Source organism: Stenotrophomonas sp. DR822 (assembly GCF_019793815.1).
In the GTDB taxonomy this organism is placed as follows: domain Bacteria; phylum Pseudomonadota; class Gammaproteobacteria; order Xanthomonadales; family Xanthomonadaceae; genus Stenotrophomonas; species Stenotrophomonas indicatrix.
In genome coordinates, this window is sequence record NZ_CP081826.1 from 3,500,287 (window position 1) to 3,517,760 (window position 17,474).

General features: G+C 67.5%; 10 protein-coding genes. 6 read left to right on the forward strand and 4 right to left on the reverse strand.

Annotated elements, in window-relative coordinates; all coding sequences use genetic code 11:
- Positions 1-313 precede the first annotated feature (313 nt).
- The 4 genes from K5K93_RS16045 (at position 314) to K5K93_RS16060 (ending at position 4,168) form a co-directional block, all read left to right on the forward strand.
- Positions 314-1,003 (forward strand): response regulator transcription factor, encoded by a 690-nt coding sequence (locus K5K93_RS16045; RefSeq protein WP_025874118.1) that lies wholly within the window; start codon positions 314-316, stop codon positions 1,001-1,003.
- Entirely contained in the window at positions 996-2,387 is a 1,392-nt protein-coding gene (locus K5K93_RS16050; protein ID WP_222388397.1) for a sensor histidine kinase, read from the forward strand. Before K5K93_RS16045 ends, K5K93_RS16050 begins: the two co-directional genes overlap by 8 nt.
- On the forward strand, positions 2,384-3,439 hold the full coding sequence (locus K5K93_RS16055) for an ABC transporter substrate-binding protein (RefSeq protein ID WP_222388398.1): 1,056 nt from the start codon (positions 2,384-2,386) through the stop codon (positions 3,437-3,439). The genes K5K93_RS16050 and K5K93_RS16055 overlap by 4 nt, the downstream gene beginning before the upstream one ends.
- 72 nt (positions 3,440-3,511) lie before the next feature.
- Positions 3,512-4,168, forward strand: a complete 657-nt coding sequence (locus K5K93_RS16060; protein ID WP_033831979.1) for a response regulator transcription factor — start codon at positions 3,512-3,514, stop codon at positions 4,166-4,168.
- Between the two features lie 214 nt (positions 4,169-4,382).
- Here the strand turns inward: K5K93_RS16060 and K5K93_RS16065 are convergent, their stop codons facing one another.
- Positions 4,383-7,034 carry a PAS-domain containing protein gene (locus K5K93_RS16065; protein WP_222388399.1) on the reverse strand — a complete coding sequence of 884 codons (2,652 nt, stop codon included), beginning with the start codon at positions 7,032-7,034 and terminating at the stop codon, positions 4,383-4,385.
- A 68-nt stretch (positions 7,035-7,102) separates the two neighbouring features.
- A complete protein-coding gene (locus K5K93_RS16070; protein ID WP_093817970.1) occupies positions 7,103-8,272 on the reverse strand; it encodes a porin in 1,170 nt (389 codons plus the stop codon).
- A 331-nt stretch (positions 8,273-8,603) separates the two neighbouring features.
- Between K5K93_RS16070 and K5K93_RS16075 the strand changes: the two genes are divergently transcribed.
- Positions 8,604-9,959 (forward strand): dicarboxylate/amino acid:cation symporter, encoded by a 1,356-nt coding sequence (locus K5K93_RS16075; RefSeq protein ID WP_049466649.1) that lies wholly within the window; start codon positions 8,604-8,606, stop codon positions 9,957-9,959.
- Between the two features lie 229 nt (positions 9,960-10,188).
- Positions 10,189-12,480, forward strand: a complete 2,292-nt coding sequence (locus K5K93_RS16080; RefSeq protein WP_093817969.1) for an NADP-dependent malic enzyme — start codon at positions 10,189-10,191, stop codon at positions 12,478-12,480.
- A gap of 505 nt (positions 12,481-12,985) precedes the next feature.
- On the opposite strand, the gene K5K93_RS16085 is transcribed toward K5K93_RS16080, so the two are convergent.
- Both K5K93_RS16085 and K5K93_RS16090 read right to left on the reverse strand, forming a co-directional pair.
- Complete coding sequence (locus tag K5K93_RS16085) at positions 12,986-13,741, reverse strand: basic secretory family protein (protein ID WP_222388400.1); 756 nt, start codon at positions 13,739-13,741, stop codon at positions 12,986-12,988.
- On the reverse strand, positions 13,738-17,082 hold the full coding sequence (locus tag K5K93_RS16090) for a GH92 family glycosyl hydrolase (RefSeq protein WP_222388401.1): 3,345 nt from the start codon (positions 17,080-17,082) through the stop codon (positions 13,738-13,740). Before K5K93_RS16090 ends, K5K93_RS16085 begins: the two co-directional genes overlap by 4 nt.
- Positions 17,083-17,474: the final 392 nt, after the last annotated feature.

The window sequence follows — 17,474 nt, forward strand, 5'->3', positions numbered from 1 at the left end:
GCCAGGCAATGCTCAATTCCACAAACCCTCCCAGGTGCACGCCAGGCGCGCGGCAATCGTGGGCACCGGACGGTGCGCGGCCGCAGTCTGTGTCGCGCAAGCTGTCATCGTCCTGTCAGCGGTTTGTGCGGTGCAGCGTAAATGGTCTCCGCTGCGCTCGCCGGGCATGGCCCGGCGCTACCCGGCGACGATGCCCCCGGTGGCGCCGATCCATGACCGGCGGAACAGGTCAGCATCGGTAGCGCCGGGCCAAGCCCGGCGAGCGCAGCGGCGCCATGCGGTAGCATTCGTTTCCCCTCCCACTGTCGTGCCCATGCGCCTGCTGCTGGTCGAAGACAACCCGGACCTGGCCGATGCGATCATCCGTCGCATGCGCCGCAGTGGTCACGCGGTGGACTGGCAGGCCGACGGCCTGGCCGCCGCCAGCGTGCTGCGTTACCAGAGTTTCGATCTGGTGGTGCTGGATATCGGCCTGCCGAAACTGGATGGGCTGCGGGTGCTGGCCGGCATGCGCGAGCGTGGTGACAGCACACCGGTGCTGATGCTGACCGCACGCGATGGCATCGAGGATCGCGTGCAGGCACTCGATGTCGGTGCCGACGACTACCTCGGCAAGCCATTCGACTTCCGTGAATTCGAAGCGCGCTGCCGCGTGCTGCTGCGACGTGCACGCGGGCAAGCCAGCGAAGTGGTGCAGATCGGTGGCTTCCAGTTCGACAACGCTGCGCACCGGGTGACCCTGGATGGCGAGCCGATCGAGCTGCCCAACCGCGAGTATCGCTTGCTGGAGATCCTGGTCGGGCGCTTGGGCCAGGTGGTGGGCAAGGATGAGATCGGCAATGGCCTGTTCGGCTTCGATGACGAAGCCGGGCCGAATGCCATCGAGCTGTACATCGGCCGCCTGCGCAGAAAGCTGGCGGGCGCGCCGCTGCGCATCACCACGGTGCGTGGTGTCGGCTATCTGCTTGAAGCCAGCGACGGCCCGGCCGATGCCGATGGCTGACGCGCGCAGCGCAAGTGCCGCCCCCGGGTCGCTGCGGCGCACCCTGCTGCTGTATCTGGGCGCGTTGCTGGCGGTGTTCGCGGTGGCGCTGCTGTTCGCTGCACGCGACTACGGCCAGCGCGCCGCCAACCGCTCTTACGACCATCTGCTGGTGTCGTCGGCCCTGTCGATCGCCGATTCGGTGGCATTGGTCGATGGCCAGTGGCAGGTGGACCTTCCGTATGCCGCGCTGGACCTTCTGGCGATGGCGCCGGAAGACCGCGTGTTCTACCGGATCGCCGACAGCCGCGGCAACCTGATCACCGGCTACGGTGACCTGCCTGCGTCGCCGCGGCGGCCGGGCACGAAACCGCAGTTGTTCGATGCGCCCTACAGCGGTGAAACCGTGCGTTTCGTCGTGGTCGGCCGCAGCTTTGCCGCGGCCTCCGCGCAGGGCGAGGTGCAGGTGCAGGTGGGGCAGACCCGGCGTGCGCGCGAAGCGGTGGCGCAGGAGCTGGTCACCCGCGCGCTGTTGGCCATCGGCGTGCTGTCGGGGTTGCTGCTGGCACTGGTGGCATTCGGCGTGCACCGCGCGTTCCGGCCGCTGGTGCGGGTCGAGCGCGAACTGTCACGCCGTGAGCCGTCCGACCTGAAACCGCTCGATGCGCGCGTGCCACGCGAGATGGACCAGATGGTGGCCGCGCTGAACCGCTTCATGGAGCGCCTGTCCAGCAGCAATGAAACCCTGCGCGCGTTCATGGCCGAGGCCGCGCACCAGATGCGCACGCCGTTGGCCGCGCTGCGTGCGCAGGCACAGCTGGCGCTGGACGACGACGATCCGGAAGACATGCGGCGCAGCCTGCAGGCGATCGAGCGCAACGCCACCCACATGAGCCGGCTGCTCAACCAGCTGCTCAGCGATGCCAGCGTGATCCATCGGTCACATCTGCAGCGCTTCGCCACCGTGGACCTGGCCGAGACCGTGCACCAGGCCCTGCATGAAGCGCTGCCGCAGGCAGGGCCCGCCCCGCGCGTGCAGCTGGCGATGACGGCCGAGCCGGTGCAGGTGCATGGCGACGCGCTGCTGTTGCGCGAGGCCATCAAGAATCTGGTCGACAACGCGCTGAAGTACGGCGGTGATGGTCCCTTGCAGATCGCGCTGACCGCTGAAGGCGGGCAGGCCGTGCTGACCATCGCCGACCACGGCACCGGTATCGCCGCCGCCGATGCCGAACGCGTGTTCGAGCGTTTCGCGCGCGGCGAGGGCGCACCCTCCGGCGGTGCAGGCCTTGGCCTGGCCATCGTCAAGCGGGTGGTCGACAGCCATGGCGGCCAGATCGATCTCAGCAATCGACCGCAGGGTGGCCTGGTCGCCACCATCCGCCTGCCCCGGAGCAGCACATGATCCGCCTGTTCGCCGCAGCCTTTGCCCTGTTGCTGGCCGTGCCGGCCCTCGCTGCGCCGGGCGATGTACGCCGCTTCCCCGCCCAGGGCGCCGCCACCGCTCAGCTGCGCATCCACGGCACCACCGATATCGAGGTCTTCGCCGAGGTCATCGCCGACTACCAGCGGCTGCATCCGGGCAGCGAGGTGGTGTACGAAGACATCATCACCCAGGACCTGTACGCGCGTTACCTGCGCGACCGCAACGGGCCTGCGTCGCCGGACCTGCTGATCTCCAGCGGCATGGACCTGCAGACCAAGCTAGTCAACGACGGCCACGCGTTGCCACACCGCTCGCTGCAGACCCAGGCGCTGCCAGCGTGGGCGCAATGGCGTGGCGAGGCCTTCGGCATCAGCTACGAACCGGTGGTGATGGTCTACAACACCCGCAGGCTGCCGGCCGCGAAAGCGCCGCACACGCGTCGACAGCTGCTGGACCTGCTGCGCGCGGAGGGGGCGCCGTTGCGCGGCAAGGTTGGCACCTACGATATCGAACGCAGCAGCGTGGGCTACCTGCTGGCGACCCAGGACGCCCAGCGCGGCAGCATCGCCGGCGCGTTGCTCGGTGCGCTGGGCGACAACGCGGTGGTGCGCGAGGAGCGTACCGGGGTGCTGCTGGACCAGGTGGCCAGCGGCCAGTTGTCGCTGGTCTACAACGTGCTGGGCTCGTATGCGCAGGCGCGTATCGATGCGGGCGCACCGCTGGCCATCGTCGAGCCGGAAGACTACACGCTGGTGGTGCTGCGTACGGCGGTGATTCCGCGCACCGGCGCGCACCCGCAGGAAGCGCGGCGTTTCCTCGACTACCTGCTGTCGCCGCGCGGCCAGCAGGTGCTCGCGCGGGAAGCGCGGCTGATGCCGATCGTGCGCAGCGATGCAGGCGTCGGGGATGCCCCTGGCCGCAGCCGTCGCCCGATCCAGCTCGGCCCCGGCCTGCTGGTCTACCTGGATGCGCTCAAGCGCCGCCAGTTCCTGGATGCATGGCGCAGCAGCGTGGAGCCGGCGGGGCGGTAGCGCCCGTACTGGTGCTCCAGTAGCGCCGGGCCCTGCCCGGCGGAGGCAGTTCGCTGCCCGTACAATGGCCGCATGAGCGAATACACCATCCTGATCGCCGATGACCATCCGCTGCTGCGTTCGGCGGTGGTGCAGTCGTTGCGGCAGAGTCTGCCGCTGGCGCAGGTACGCGAGGTCGCCAGCGCCGAAGCACTGGCCACTTCGCTGGACGCACAGCCCGATGTGGATCTGGTGCTGCTGGACCTGACCATGCCGGGCGCACATGGATTCTCCGCGCTGCTGCACGTGCGCGGTTCGCACCCGGACATTCCGGTGGTGATCCTGTCCTCCAACGACCACCCGCGGGTGATCCGTCGCGCGCAGCAGTTCGGCGCGGCCGGTTTCATTCCCAAGTCCGCGCCTGCCGAAACCATCGGTGAAGCGGTGGCAGCGGTGCTCGATGGTGGCCTGTGGTTCCCGGCGATGGCGGCCGAGCGTTCCGAGGCCGACGCGTTGCTGGCCAGCCGCCTGGCGCAGCTGACGCCGCAGCAGTTCCGGGTGCTGCTGTGCCTGGCCGACGGGCTGCTCAACAAGCAGATCGCCTATGAACTAGGCTTGGCCGAAAACACGGTGAAGGTGCACGTGACCGCCATCCTGAAGAAGCTTGAATGCCACAGCCGCACGCAGGCGGCAGTGCTGGTGAAGGCACTGGAGCCGGAAGGTGATGCGCGCGTTGGATTGGATGGCTGACAGAGACGGGACGTTGGCGCATGTACTGCGTCGTTGTGGATGCTGTTCCGCTTTCCTGATCAGTTCCCGCTGATCGAATTCAGTTCGGGATCGGTAGAGAACATGAATCTGTTCTCGTATCCAGCGCCGAGCTTCTCAGATACTTCGGCGTAGCTGTATGTGGGAGATGATCGGTCTGACGCCAGTCTGTGGCCCTCGCTCAGGTGCGACTGGCTTACCCGCGATGCCGCAACAGCAGCTGCGTCATCAACGCCCGCAGCGCCGGCGGCCGCACGGGCTTGAGCAGGAAGCCCCAACCGTTCTCGGCAGCATGCACTTTCAGCGCATCATCGCGCTCAGCGGTCACCAGGATCACCGGCGGCCGCGCCTTCCACAGCGTGCACAGCGCTTCATACAGGTCCGGTCCGTGCCATTGCCCCATGCGTACGTCCAGCAGCAACAGCTGCGGCACGTTCAGCGCACTGGCGATTTCCAGTGCCCCCTGGGGGCCATCGGCAAGTTCCACATGGCAGCCCCAGCGTTCCAGCAGAGCACGGGTTGCCGCACAGACGTGGGGGTCATCATCGATGCTCCAGACCCGACATTCGCGCAGCGGGCTGTCATCGGACGGTTCGGTCGCGACGACCGGCGCCGCCGGCGGCGCAATCACTTCGTCGGCGCGCCCGAGTGCCACGCTCACGGTGAATACGCTGCCCTTGCCCAGCGTGGAACGCAGGCTGATGCGGTGGCCGAGCAGTCGGCCGATACGCTCGACGATGGCCAGGCCCAGGCCAGCGCCCCGTTCCTGCTCCACGCCGTCGTTGAGGCGCCGGAATTCTTCGAAGATCTCGCCCTGCAGGCTTTCCGGAATACCTGGTCCCTGGTCATGCACCTCGATGCGCAGCTGGTCGCCTGCACGCCGGCAGCCGATCAGCACGCGGCCACGTGGCGTATAGCGCAGCGCATTGGACAGGAAGTTCTGCAGGATGCGCCGCAGCAGTGCTTCGTCGCTGACGATCACCGCACGGGTGTCCACCCAGTCCAGCTGCAGGCCGCGGCTCTGTGCGGCGATGCCGAACTCGCGCGCCAGGGTTTCCAGCAATGGAGAAAGCGCGAATGCGCGCACCTGTACCTGTAACGACCCCGACTCCAGCCGTGAAATATCCAGCAGGCTGTTGAGGATCGCGTCCTGCGCGGCCAGTGCGGCGTCGATATGGTCGCTGGTCTGTTGCTGTTCGGGGTCGGTGAGCTTGCCGCGCAGCACCGACACGAACATGCGCGCGGCATTCAGCGGCTGCAGCAAGTCGTGCACGGCCGAGGCGACGAAGCGGGTCTTGTAACGGTTGGCCTGCTCGGCTTCGCGGCGGGCTTCGTCCAGATCCTGGGTGCGTTCGGCCACGCGGTGTTCCAGCGCATCGGCCAGCGAACGCAGCTCGCGTGCAGCGTTCTTGTAGCTGGTGATGTCGGCATAGCTGGTGACGAAACCACCGTCGGGCAGCGGGTTGCCGCGGATCTCCAGCACCGTGCCGTCGTCCTTCTCGCTCTCGCGCATGTGCGGGCGGCCACTGCGCAGGTGGGTCAGACGGCGTTCGATGGCCTCGTCGATCGGACCGGGGCCCAACAGGCCACGACGTGCGTTGAAGCGGAACAGTTCCTCGATCGGGCGGCCCACCCGCACCAGCCCCGCCGGGAAGCGGAACAGCTCCAGATAGCGCGAATTCCACGCGACCAGACGCTGTTCCTTGTCGATCACCACCACGCCCTGCGGCAGATGTTCGAGGCTGCGGCTCAAGCCAACGTCGGCATCGGTCGCGGCTTCCAGCAAGCCGTCCTGGGCGGTCCGCAGTTCCTGTGCATGCTGCTTGAGCAGGGTTTCCAGTTCACGCCGGCTGCGCTGGCGGTGCTTGGACAGACGACGCCGTTGCTGCACGAACAGCACCAGGAAACCCAGCGCCAGCCAAGCGGCGGCGCCGGCCACTGCCGCGCCGCGGCCGGCGCTGGTGGCTGCGCTGGCGTCGTGCAGCAGGTGCAGGCTCCAGTCTTCGTCGGGCAGCGCCAGGGTCTGCCACAGCATCGCCTGCGGCAGTGCCGGGTCGAGCAGGCGCACCATGCGGCCGCCATCGGCCAGCACGTCCTCGGTGCGCACGCGCAGCGGCTGCAGCGAGCGGTCGGCGTACTGCCGCGCCGCGCGCATCTCGCGGCGTTCCTCCGTGCCGAGCGGGCGCAGCAGGCGGTAGCGCCAGGCATCGCGGTTGGCCAGGAACACCACGTCGTGGTTGTCGCTGGTCAGCACCACGTCCGGGCTGTTCAACCATTCCTGTTCCAGCGCCGACAGCTCGATCTTGATCACGATCACGCCGATGCGCTGGCTGTCGGCATCGAGGATGGCCTCGGACATGAAATAGCCGGGCACGCCGGTGGTCATGCCGATGCCGTAGAAGCGACCACGGCCATGGGCCAGTGCTTGCTGGTAGTAGGGGCGGTAGCTGTAATCCTCGCCGACGTTGCTGGTCGGCTGGTCCCAGTTGCTGGCGGCCACGGCCACCCCATCGCGTCCGACCAGGGTCAGTGTCGAGGTGCGGGTGACCTGGTTGGCGCGCTGCAGTTTGAGGTTCAGGCGTTGCCGCTCGGCGGGCGAGGGCGGCACCTGCAATGCTTGCAGCAGGTCCGGGTCCAGCGCCATCACCTGCGGCAGGGTGCCGAACCGGTCGATGCGCTGTTGCAGGCCCTGGCCATACAGCTGCAGCTGGCGCTGCACCTGCGCGCTTTCGGTGCCCAGCGCGCGACGCCAGGCATAGTGGCCTGCGGCGGCCGCGCACAGCACGGTGCCGGCCACCATCACCAGAACGGTCAGCAACTGCAGGCGGTGTCGGCTGAGCCAGTACATGGCGGCAGTCTACGCAGGGCCGGCGGGCGTGGCATGCACACCCGCCGGGATCTGACGCGTGGAAGGGATCAGAAGTGCATCTGCGCGCGAAGTTCGAAGATCTCCGGGGTGCTGTGCACACCACGACGGCTGGCGTCGACCTTCACGTAGTTGGCCTGGAACTTGAAGTGGCTGGTCAGGTACCAGTTCGCGCCCAGGGTCAGGTCGTGCTGGCGGCCACCGAGGATGCTGCCGTCGTCCAGGTCCAGGCGGCTGTAGCGGGCCACCAGTTCCACCGCACCGTAGTCGTGCGCCGGCTTGATGTTGGCAACGGCGCCGGCGTTGTACGGGCGCGATTCGCCGGTCAGCACCCAGCTGGCCATCGCGTACTGGCCGTGGCCGGTGTAGTCGGGCTTGCCATCATTGCGGGTGACGGTGGCCTGCAGCGCTTCGGCCTGCAGCGAGAACGGACCGCGGATCCAGATGCCTTCCAGGCCGGTGCGGCGGATCTGGTCGGCGGTGACCAGCGCCCCCGAATCGACCAGGCGGATGTCGGTCAGGCCGGCTTCCGGACGGGCCCGCAGGCGCGCGCTGGCTTCGTGGTGCACGTCGCGGCCATCGTGGTAACCGCGCGGATTTTCCTGCGAATAGGCCAGGCCGAGGTGGATCACGTCACCCGGTGCCTTCACCGGCGTCCACACCGCACGCACCGCCTGGGTGGTGCCGGGGTTGTCGCCCTGCAGGTCCTTGCCGCCATAGGCGCCGGCCTGCAGCAGGTACTGCGGACGCTCCAGCACCCATTCCACGCCGGTGCGGCGGCCTGCGTAGAACGCCTGCACGGGCAGCGCGGTTTCCAGGAAGCTGCCGGCGCGCGAGGAGGTGTTGGCATCCAGGCCGACCGGGGTCTTCATGTAGCCGAAGCGGAAGCGGCCGACATCGCGGCCGAAGAACGCCTTGCTCTCCAAGCGCACGAACACGTCCAGCCAGGTATCGGCCTGGAAATCGTAGTAGACCATCGCGTCGTACACGCCCTTTTTTTTCAGGGTCGCGCCGAACTCCTTGCGACGCACCGCATCGTCATCCTCGATGCCGCTGGCGGACGAGAAGTCGTTGTAGTCGTAGGCGATGTTGGCGGTAGCGGCCAGCTCGGTGCCGTCGCCGAAGGCGTACTTGGTCGGCCAGTTGTCGAAATCCGCAGCGGATGCGAAGGCGGGGAGGGCGGCCAGGGACAGGGCCAGCAAGGTGGGAATCGGGCGCATGGGTGGTGCGGCTCTCTCGGATTGCGTGTGGACAGGACAACAACGGCCGCGATGGCCGGAACTTTCGCAATGACGCGCCCGGCCGTTCAGGTCGGGCCACCGGCGTCCCCGCGATCAGGGGTGCGGCGCCAGTGTAGGCAGCGCAGCCACCTGAACCGGGGGGCTAGTACCAATAGGTTATCTGCGCTGGCGTGCCCGGCGCGTACAAAGGCGTCCATTGGTCGCACCCCTGCGCCTGCAGTCACGGGGCGTGCGGTCAGTTTCCACGGTAACGGTTCCCGTGCATTTCCGGGGCCGTACGTGCCTGAAAACGCCCCTTCCGGAGTCCGCCATGCACATCCCGACCGCTGCGCCGGTGCCCAGCAAGCCGTTGCCGCTCTACCGCCAACTGTATTTCCAGGTGATCGTGGCGATCGTCCTGGGTGCTGTCCTCGGCCACTACGAGCCGCTGATCGGCGAGAAGATGAAGCCGCTCGGCGATGCCTTCATCAACCTGGTGAAGATGATCATCGCCCCGGTGATCTTCCTGACCATCGTCACCGGCATCGCCGGCATGACCCACCTGCGCACGGTGGGCCGGGTGTTCGCCAAGGCGATGGCGTATTTCCTGTTCTTCTCCACGCTGGCGCTGATCGTCGGCATGATCGTGGCGCACGTGGTGCAGCCCGGCGCCGGCATGAACATCAACCCGGCCGAGCTGGACCAGACCGCGGTGCACAGCTATGTCGAGAAGTCGCACGACCTGACCCTGGTCGGCTTCCTGATGGACATCATCCCGAAGACGCTGATCAGCGCCTTCGTTGACGGCAACATCCTGCAGGTGCTGTTCGTGGCGGTGCTGTTCGGCATCGCGCTGGCCTCGGTGGGCGAGAAGGGCAAGCCGATCCAGAACTTCCTGGAAGCGCTGGTCGCGCCGGTGTTCAAGCTGGTGCACATCCTGATGAAGGCTGCGCCGATCGGTGCCTTCGGTGCCATCGCCTTCACCATCGGCAAGTACGGCGTCGGCTCGCTGGTCAACCTGGCCTGGCTGGTCGGCTCGTTCTACCTCACCGCGTTCCTGTTCGTTGCGGTGATCCTGGGCGTGGTCTGCCGCCTGTGTGGCTTCTCGGTGTTCAAGCTGGCCCGTTACCTGAAGGCCGAGCTGCTGCTGGTGCTGGGCACCTCGTCGTCGGAGTCGGCGCTGCCGTCGCTGATGGAGAAGATGGAACGTGCCGGCTGCAGCAAGTCGGTGGTCGGCCTGGTGGTCCCCACCGGTTACTCGTTCAACCTGGACGGCACCAACATCTACATGACCCTGGCCGCGCTGTTCATCGCCCAGGCCACCAACACCGAACTGACCCTGGGCCACCAGATCGCGCTGCTGCTGGTGGCGATGCTCAGCTCCAAGGGCGCTGCCGGCGTCACCGGTGCCGGCTTCATCACCCTGGCCGCCACCCTGGCGGTGGTGCCGGAAGTGCCGGTGGCCGGCATGGCGCTGATCCTGGGCGTGGACCGCTTCATGAGCGAGTGCCGCTCGCTGACCAACTTCATCGGCAACGCAGTGGCCACGGTGGTGGTCTCGCGCTGGGAAGGTGCGCTGGACCGCGATCGCCTGAAGCTGGCGCTGGATGGTCGCGAAAGCGAACTGCCGCCGCCGGTCGATGCCGTGCCGCTGGCGATGGCCGAGGCGCTGCCCGCCAAGGGCTGATCCGGGTGTGTGGTACTGCGGGGCCGGCCACGACAGTGGCACGGCCCCGCAGCGTTTCGAGGCGTCCCACGGCTGTCATCGCCAGCGCCGAAGCTGCGCTCTGGTAACGTCGCATACGCCATGGAATTGTGCGGTCGCAGCATCACTGCGACAGCATAGCGACAGGTCCGACCGCTCCAACGGGGGTATGATCCCCTGTCCCTTCTGCCCATTCATGTAACCCACATCGATGTCCAACGAAGATTTCAAACAGGCCGCCCTCGATTACCACCGGATGTCTCCGCCCGGCAAGATCAAGGTTTCCGCTACCAAGCCCATGCTGACCCAGCGCGACCTGTCGCTGGCGTATTCGCCGGGCGTGGCGTACGCCTGTGAAGCGATCAAGGCCGATCCGCAGCAGGCCAGCGAGCTGACCGCCCGCGGCAACCTGGTGGCGGTGATCTCCAACGGCACCGCGGTGCTGGGCCTGGGCAACATCGGCGCGCTGGCCGGCAAGCCGGTGATGGAAGGCAAGGGCGTGCTGTTCCAGAAGTTCGCCGGCATCGATGTGTTCGACATCGAAGTGGACGAGAACGACCCGGACAAGCTGGTCGACATCATCGCCTCGCTGGAGCCGACCTTCGGCGGCATCAACCTGGAAGACATCAAGGCACCGGAGTGCTTCATCGTCGAGCGCAAGCTGCGCGAGCGCATGAAGATCCCCGTGTTCCATGACGACCAGCACGGTACGGCGATCATCGTCGGTGCTGCGGTGCTGAACGCCATGGCGATCACCGGCAAGAAGATCGAAGAAGTGAAGCTGGCGACCACGGGCATGGGCGCGGCCGGCATTTCCTGCGTGAACATGCTGGTGCAGCTGGGCCTGAAGCCGGAGAACATCCTGGCCTTCGACCGCGAAGGCGTGATCCACACCGGCCGTACCGACCTGGACCCGGAAAAGCTGCGCTATGCGCGCGACACCGACAAGCGCACCCTGGCCGAGATCGTCGACGGCGCGGACATCTTCCTGGGCCTGTCGGCGCCGGGCATCCTGACCGCCGAGATGGTCAAGACGATGGCGCCGGACCCGGTGATCTTCGCCCTGGCCAACCCGACCCCGGAAATCATGCCGGAGCTGGTGCGTGCTGCGCGTCCGGACGCGATCATCGGTACCGGCCGTTCGGACTATCCGAACCAGGTCAACAACGTGCTGTGCTTCCCGTACCTGTTCCGCGGTGCGCTGGACGTCGGTGCGACCGCGATCAACGAGGAAATGAAGATCGCCTGCGTGCGCGCGATCGCCGCGCTGGCCCGCCGCGCCGCCACCGACATGGGTTCGGCCTATGGCGGTGAGACCCCAAGCTTCGGCCGCGAATACCTGATCCCGCGTCCGTTCGATCGCCGCCTGCTGGTGGAGCTGTCGGCCGCCGTGGCCCAGGCCGCGATGGATTCGGGCGTGGCCGCCCGCCCGATCGCCGACATGGAAGCCTACCGGCAGAAGCTGTCGCAGTTCGTCTACCGCACCAGCCTGATGATGAAGCCGGTCTACGACCGCGCGCGCAGCGACAAGCAGCGCGTGGTGTATGCCGAGGGCGAAGAAGAAGTGGTGCTGCAGGCGGTGCAGAATGTGGTCGACGACGGTCTGGCACATCCGATCCTGATCGGTCGCCCTGACGTGATCGAATCGCGCATCGAGCGCCTCGGCCTGCGCCTGAAGATCGGCGAGAACATTGAAGTCACCAACATCAATGACGATCCGCGCTTCAACGAATACTGGCAGTACTACCACGGCCTGACCGGCCGTCGTGGCGTCACCGTGGCCGCCGCCAAGAACCTGATGCGTTCGCGGCCGACCCTGATCGCTGCGGTGATGGTGGCCCGTGGCGAAGCCGATGCGATGCTCACCGGTATCGTCGGCCGCTTCCACAAGAAGCTGGGCTACGTGCGCAGCGTGCTGCCGCTGGAATCGAAGGTCACCTCGACCTCGGCGATGACCGGCGTGATCAACCAGCAGGGTGTGTTCTTCTTCGTCGATACGCACGTGCAGGAAGACCCGACCGCAGAGCAGCTGTGCGAAGCGACCCTGCAGGCCGCTTACCGCATGAAGTTGTTCGGCGTCGAACCGAAGGTGGCACTGCTGTCGCACTCCAACTTCGGCAGCCACGATTCGAAGGATGCGCTGAAGATGCGCCAGGTGCGCGAGCTGCTGCTCAAGCGCAACCCGCGTCTGAACGTGGACGGCGAAATGCAGGGCGACACCGCATGGGATGAAGCCCTGCGCCAGAAGCTGCTGCCGGGCTCGACCCTGCAGGGCCGTGCCAACCTGTTCGTGCTGCCGAACCTGGAAGCGGCCAACATCGCCTACAACCTGGTGCGCGTGTTCACCGATGGCGTGGCGATCGGTCCGATCCTGATGGGCGTCAACAAGCCGGTGCACATCCTGACCACCAGCGCGACCTCGCGCCGGATCCTGAACATGACCGCGATCGCCGCGGTGGATGCGCAGATCCGCAAGCAGATCGAAGCGGAAAAGAAGGCATAAGCCTTCGTTCCGCTGCGATCTGCGGAAGCGCGCCCCATGGGGCGCGTTTCTGTTTCCGCAACGCGGAAACCGGATCGGGTAGCGCCGGGCCATGCCCGGCGAGCGCGCAGCGCGGTGCTTCTTGTATTCCGCCGGGCATGTTCCGCCGGGCATGGCCCGGCGCTACCGGAGAAGCAGCGCGGAAACGGTAGTGCCGGCCGCTGGCCGGCAACCGCGCAGCGCGGCGCTTCTTGTATTCCGCCGGGCATGGCCCGGCGCTACCGGAGAACTGCAGCCGCCCGGTAACCGCCCTGCAACCTCGCTGCGGCCCAATACGCCCACGCGGCCTGGCCGTGGGAAGGGACCGGACCGGCCTTCCCACCCTGGGCCCGACCAACTTTCCATGGGCGGAGCAGTGTCATGCGCAGTCGAGTGAGCAAGCGGTATTTCCAGCAGCTGTTCGCGCTGTACGCCGGCTTCGTGCAGTCGCGTTGAAGGCCGGGGCATCGCCCCGGCAACGTCGAGCTTACCGCCGCTTCGCGCGCCGCGCGGGCGGCGGCGCAGGGGCCGGGGAGCGCGGCTTGGCATACTCCGCCCACAGCGCCGGCAGGGTCTTGCCGGTGTGCTTCTGCCATAGCGCCGGCGCATAGCGCCCGTCGCGCAGATCCTTGTCCAGTGCCAGCACCAGCCCCGGGTGCGCCGCTTCGGCCCACTTTAGGAAGGCACCGGTCACCCGGTAGCCGCTTTCCACCGTCTGGCCCTGGCTCAGCTTGTCCGGCAACGCCCAGCCGGCAGCGGCGTTGTTCATGCCGTAGCGATCACGGGCGTAGTCGGCGATGCCCTCCACCAGCCAGCCCGGCACGCGCTTGTCGCCATAGCCGGGGTAGCCCTGCACGATGTGCATCGCTTCGTGGGTGACCAGATCGATGTCATCCGGGTGCTGGACCAGCCAGCCCGGATTGATCGTGATCGTGCTGGCCTTGTCCTTGTCGCCGACGAAGGCGACGCCGTTGTACGCCGGATCGATCACGATGCGCACTTCGTTGGGCGCGGCCGGGCGGAAGTCCGCACGCTCGCGCAGGTAAGCGAAGTAGAACGTATCGATGATGCGCTTGCGCACCGGCGCGGCCAGCGCGCCGGTGGCATCCTGGTAGTACAGGGTCACCCCGTCACGGCTGACCTGGCCATCGAAGGCCTGGGTCTGCGGTTGTGCGTGGCTGAGGCTGGGAAATACAAGGGCGGCAAGAGCGAGGGGGAGCAAACGTAGGCGCATGGACGTCATTGTAGAGGGGAGGGCGCCAACAGTTCGATCTCGGCCAGCTGCAGGCGCCCCGGCGCAGCCAGGCGCAGACGGTACTCGGCGTAGCGTGAGGGCGAGGCGATACGGAACGGGCGGGTCTGCCGCGCCGAGGTGAAATCTTCGCCGCGTCGCTGGTCCAGCGTTACCCAGCGCCCGTTGCCGGCACGCGCTTCCAGCGTCCACTCACCGCCACGGATCGTGCCGTCACCGCTGGTCAGCGTGTACATCGTCGGTACGCCATCGCCTACGTGGCTCAGTGCGATGGTCACGCCACCGCCCAGCGGCACGGCCGTGTTGGCATCGTCGTCGACCAGCGCGGGCAGGGCACGGCCATCAGCCAGTGCCGCCTGCGCGCCATTGCCGAGCAGATCATGCAGCAACTGCGGGCGCTGGCCACGGGCGGTCAGCGAGCGCGGTACATCATCCACGCCGCTGCCCCAGCGTGACGGCTGCGGGCCCATCACGAAGTCCAGGGTTGCACCCTTGGCGATCACTTCGTGCGGCACCCAGGTCTTCGTCCACGGCTTGCCGTTGATCTTCAGCGACTGCACGTATACGTTCTCCGACGAATTCTGTGGTGCATTGACGGTCAACACCGCGCCGCCCTGCAGCTCGACGCGCGCATGCTGGAACGCCGGCGAACCAATCACGTACTCCGGTGCCCCCATCCGCAGCGGATACAGGCCCAGCGAGGCCAGCACGTACCACGCCGAGGTTTCGCCGTTGTCTTCGTCGCCCGGGTAGCCCTGGCCGATCTCGCTGCCGACATACAGTCGCGACAGGATCTCGCGCACATGCTGCTGGGTCTTCCACGGCTGCCCGGCATACAGGTACATCCACGGAATGTGGTGTGCCGGCTGGTTGCTGTGCGCGTACATGCCCATGCGCACGTCGCGCGCTTCAGTCATCTCGTGGATGGTGCCGCCGTAGGAGCCGGCGAACGCGGCGTCGGCGGTTTCCGGCGTGGCGAAGAAGGTGTCGAGCTTGGCGGCCAGCTTGTCGCGGCCACCGTACAGCGCGGCCAGGCCCTCGCCGTCGTGCGCGGCGGTGAAGGCGAACGTCCAGCCATTGGATTCGGTGTAGTCGTGGCCCCATACGCGGGGGTCGTAGTCCTTGGCCTGCAGGCGCCAGCCGCCATCGGGCCGGCGGCCCTGGAAGAAGCCGGCGGCCGGATCGAACAACGTCGCGTAGCTGCCGGCGCGGTGACGGAAGTAGTCGGCCTCGGTGGCGTAGCGTTCGCGTCCGGACGGTGTCGTCGCGCGCTTGGCCAGGGCATCGGCCATGTTGGCGATGCCGAAATCATTGAGCGCACCTTCCATCGTCCACGACATGCCTTCATGCACATCGGCGCTGGCGTAGCCGCGGAACGTCGAACGATCCATGCCCTTGCGGCCGACGTGGCGGTCCGGTGGCACCACGGTGGCGTTCTTCAGCGCTGCGGCGTAGGCCTCTTCCGGATCGAAGCCACCGATGCCCTTCAGCCACGCATCGGCGAAGGCGACGTCCGAGCTGGTGCCGACCATCAGGTCCGCGTAGCCCGGCGAGGACCAGCGCGCGACCCAGCCACCGGCGCGGTACTGCTCGATGAAACCCTGTACCAGCTGCCCGGCATCATCCGGGGTGAACAGCGCATACGCCGGCCAGGTGGTGCGGAACGTGTCCCAGAAGCCGTTGTTGACGAAGACCTTGCCGTCGCGCACCGGTGCGAAACTGCGCGTCGCGCTGCCGTCGGTGTTGTCATCGGCGGCGCTGGCCTGGCTGGCATAGCGCCACTCGGGCGCGGCGGCGGTGCCCGCATTCTCGTGGCCGGAATTGGGGTACAGGTACAGCCGGTACAGGCTGGAGTACAGCGTGGTCTTCTGGTCGTCGCTGGCATTGCCGATGTCGAAACGGGCCAGGCGCGCATCCCACGCATCCTGTGCACGTCCGGCCACGCTTTCCAGCGTATCGGCGGCGGCGATTTCCAGCGCCAGGTTGTGCCGCGCCTGCTCGACGGAGATCAGCGAGGTGGCGATGCGCATCGTCACCCGGCGCTCGCTGCCTGGGTCGAACTTGATGTAGCCGGTCGGGCGGCCGGTGCCGATCTTGCCGCTGCTGCGCCACGGCCTGTCGAAGCTGGCCACCACGTACATGCGGGTGGCGCCGTTGGACAGGCCGCTGCGGGTATCGGTGTAGCCGGTCAACGTCTGCGTGGCGGCATCGAGGGTGAGTCCGCCGCGGGCATCGACGTTGTCGAACAGCAGGTTGGCGTCGCCACCTTCGGGAAACTCGAAGCGGAACAGCGCGGCATGGTCGGTGGGGGCGATGGACGCGGCGATGCCGTTGTCGAAGCGCACGTCGTAGCGATACGGGCGCGCGTTTTCCTGCGTGCGGTCGAAGGACAACGCCCGCTTGCTGCGATCAGCCTCGGGCATACCGCGCGTGGCGGAGGGCATCACCTGGAAGGTCTGGCGGTCGCCCATCCACGGGCTGGGCTGGTGGCTCAGCGCCAACGCCTGAAGCTGCGGCCGGTTCTTCGCATCGTTCTGCTCGTTCCAGCGGTACAGCCAGTTCAGGGCGCTGGCATCGGTCACCGGCGTCCAGAAGTTGAAACCGTGCGGTACCGCAGTGGCCGGGAAGTTGTTGCCGCGCGAGAAGGTGCCGTTGGCCTGGGTTCCGCGCGTGGTCAGTACCCAGTCGGAGACGCGCTGCGGCGCCTGCCGTGGCTGTACGTCCAGGCGCACGTCGTCGATCCAGCCCGACACAGGCGCGCCGTTGGCGCTGGCTACCTCGAGCTCGATGGCCAGCACGCGGCGGCCCTTCAGCGCCGGCATGTCGCCCAGCCTGACCGCCTTGCGCGCCCACTGCTGCGGGTACAGCGTCTTCGAATCACCCTGCGCCTGTGCGCCCAGCGCTACGCCGTGCTGGTCGCGCGCGCCGCTGGCGGAGACGCGGCTGCCATCGTCCAGCAGCAGGTCCAGCGAGACATAGGTGGAGGCCACGGTGTCCTTGCCGACGATCTCCGGCAATACCAGCCAGGACAGCGTGGTGTCGGTGTCGATGGGCAGATCGGTCTTGAACAGTTCGCGGCGCGCCTGGCCGCCACTGGCGCTGTAATGCAACGCATGCAGGCCGCTGTAGCCGACGTTGCGCTTGGCCGCGTACGGCGCGGCAGGACCACTGCCGACCTCGACGGACAGCGCGCCAGCGGACCTGGCCGGTGCCGGTTCGCCCGGCTCGAAGGAGGTCTGCAGCCCTTGCGCCAGCACCGGCGTCGCAGTGGTCGCACAGGCCAGGGCCAGGGCGAGCGGAAGCAGGGCGCGGCGTGGATCGGACAGGGTCATGCAGGGTCTCCCGGTAGGGCAGGCGGCAGGCAGAACCCGCATCGGCGAACACCACGGACAGCATCGCCCCGTCCGCCGCAGGGCAGTCGGGGAGGCGATGCAGGTCCGGTGGGGGGCGGGCCATGCGATCGGGTCAGGAATGGATCGCTGCCGATGCTGCAACAGCCGGCAGCGCCCTGACAAGTGCCATTTAGTTCGATCCAAATGCGGAAAATTCGAACGACGACCGATTCCGCGCGGAACTGACTGGCCGGCCTGGGATTTCCCGCCGATGGGGGCAGGGCGACGGCGGCGCGGGAGGGGCAGGGCGGTCGCACGTGGCTGCGCCGGCGAAGGCTGCAAGCGGGCCGCCGCGCGCAGCGGCCACGCAGCGCACGGTGTTTGCCGGGCCC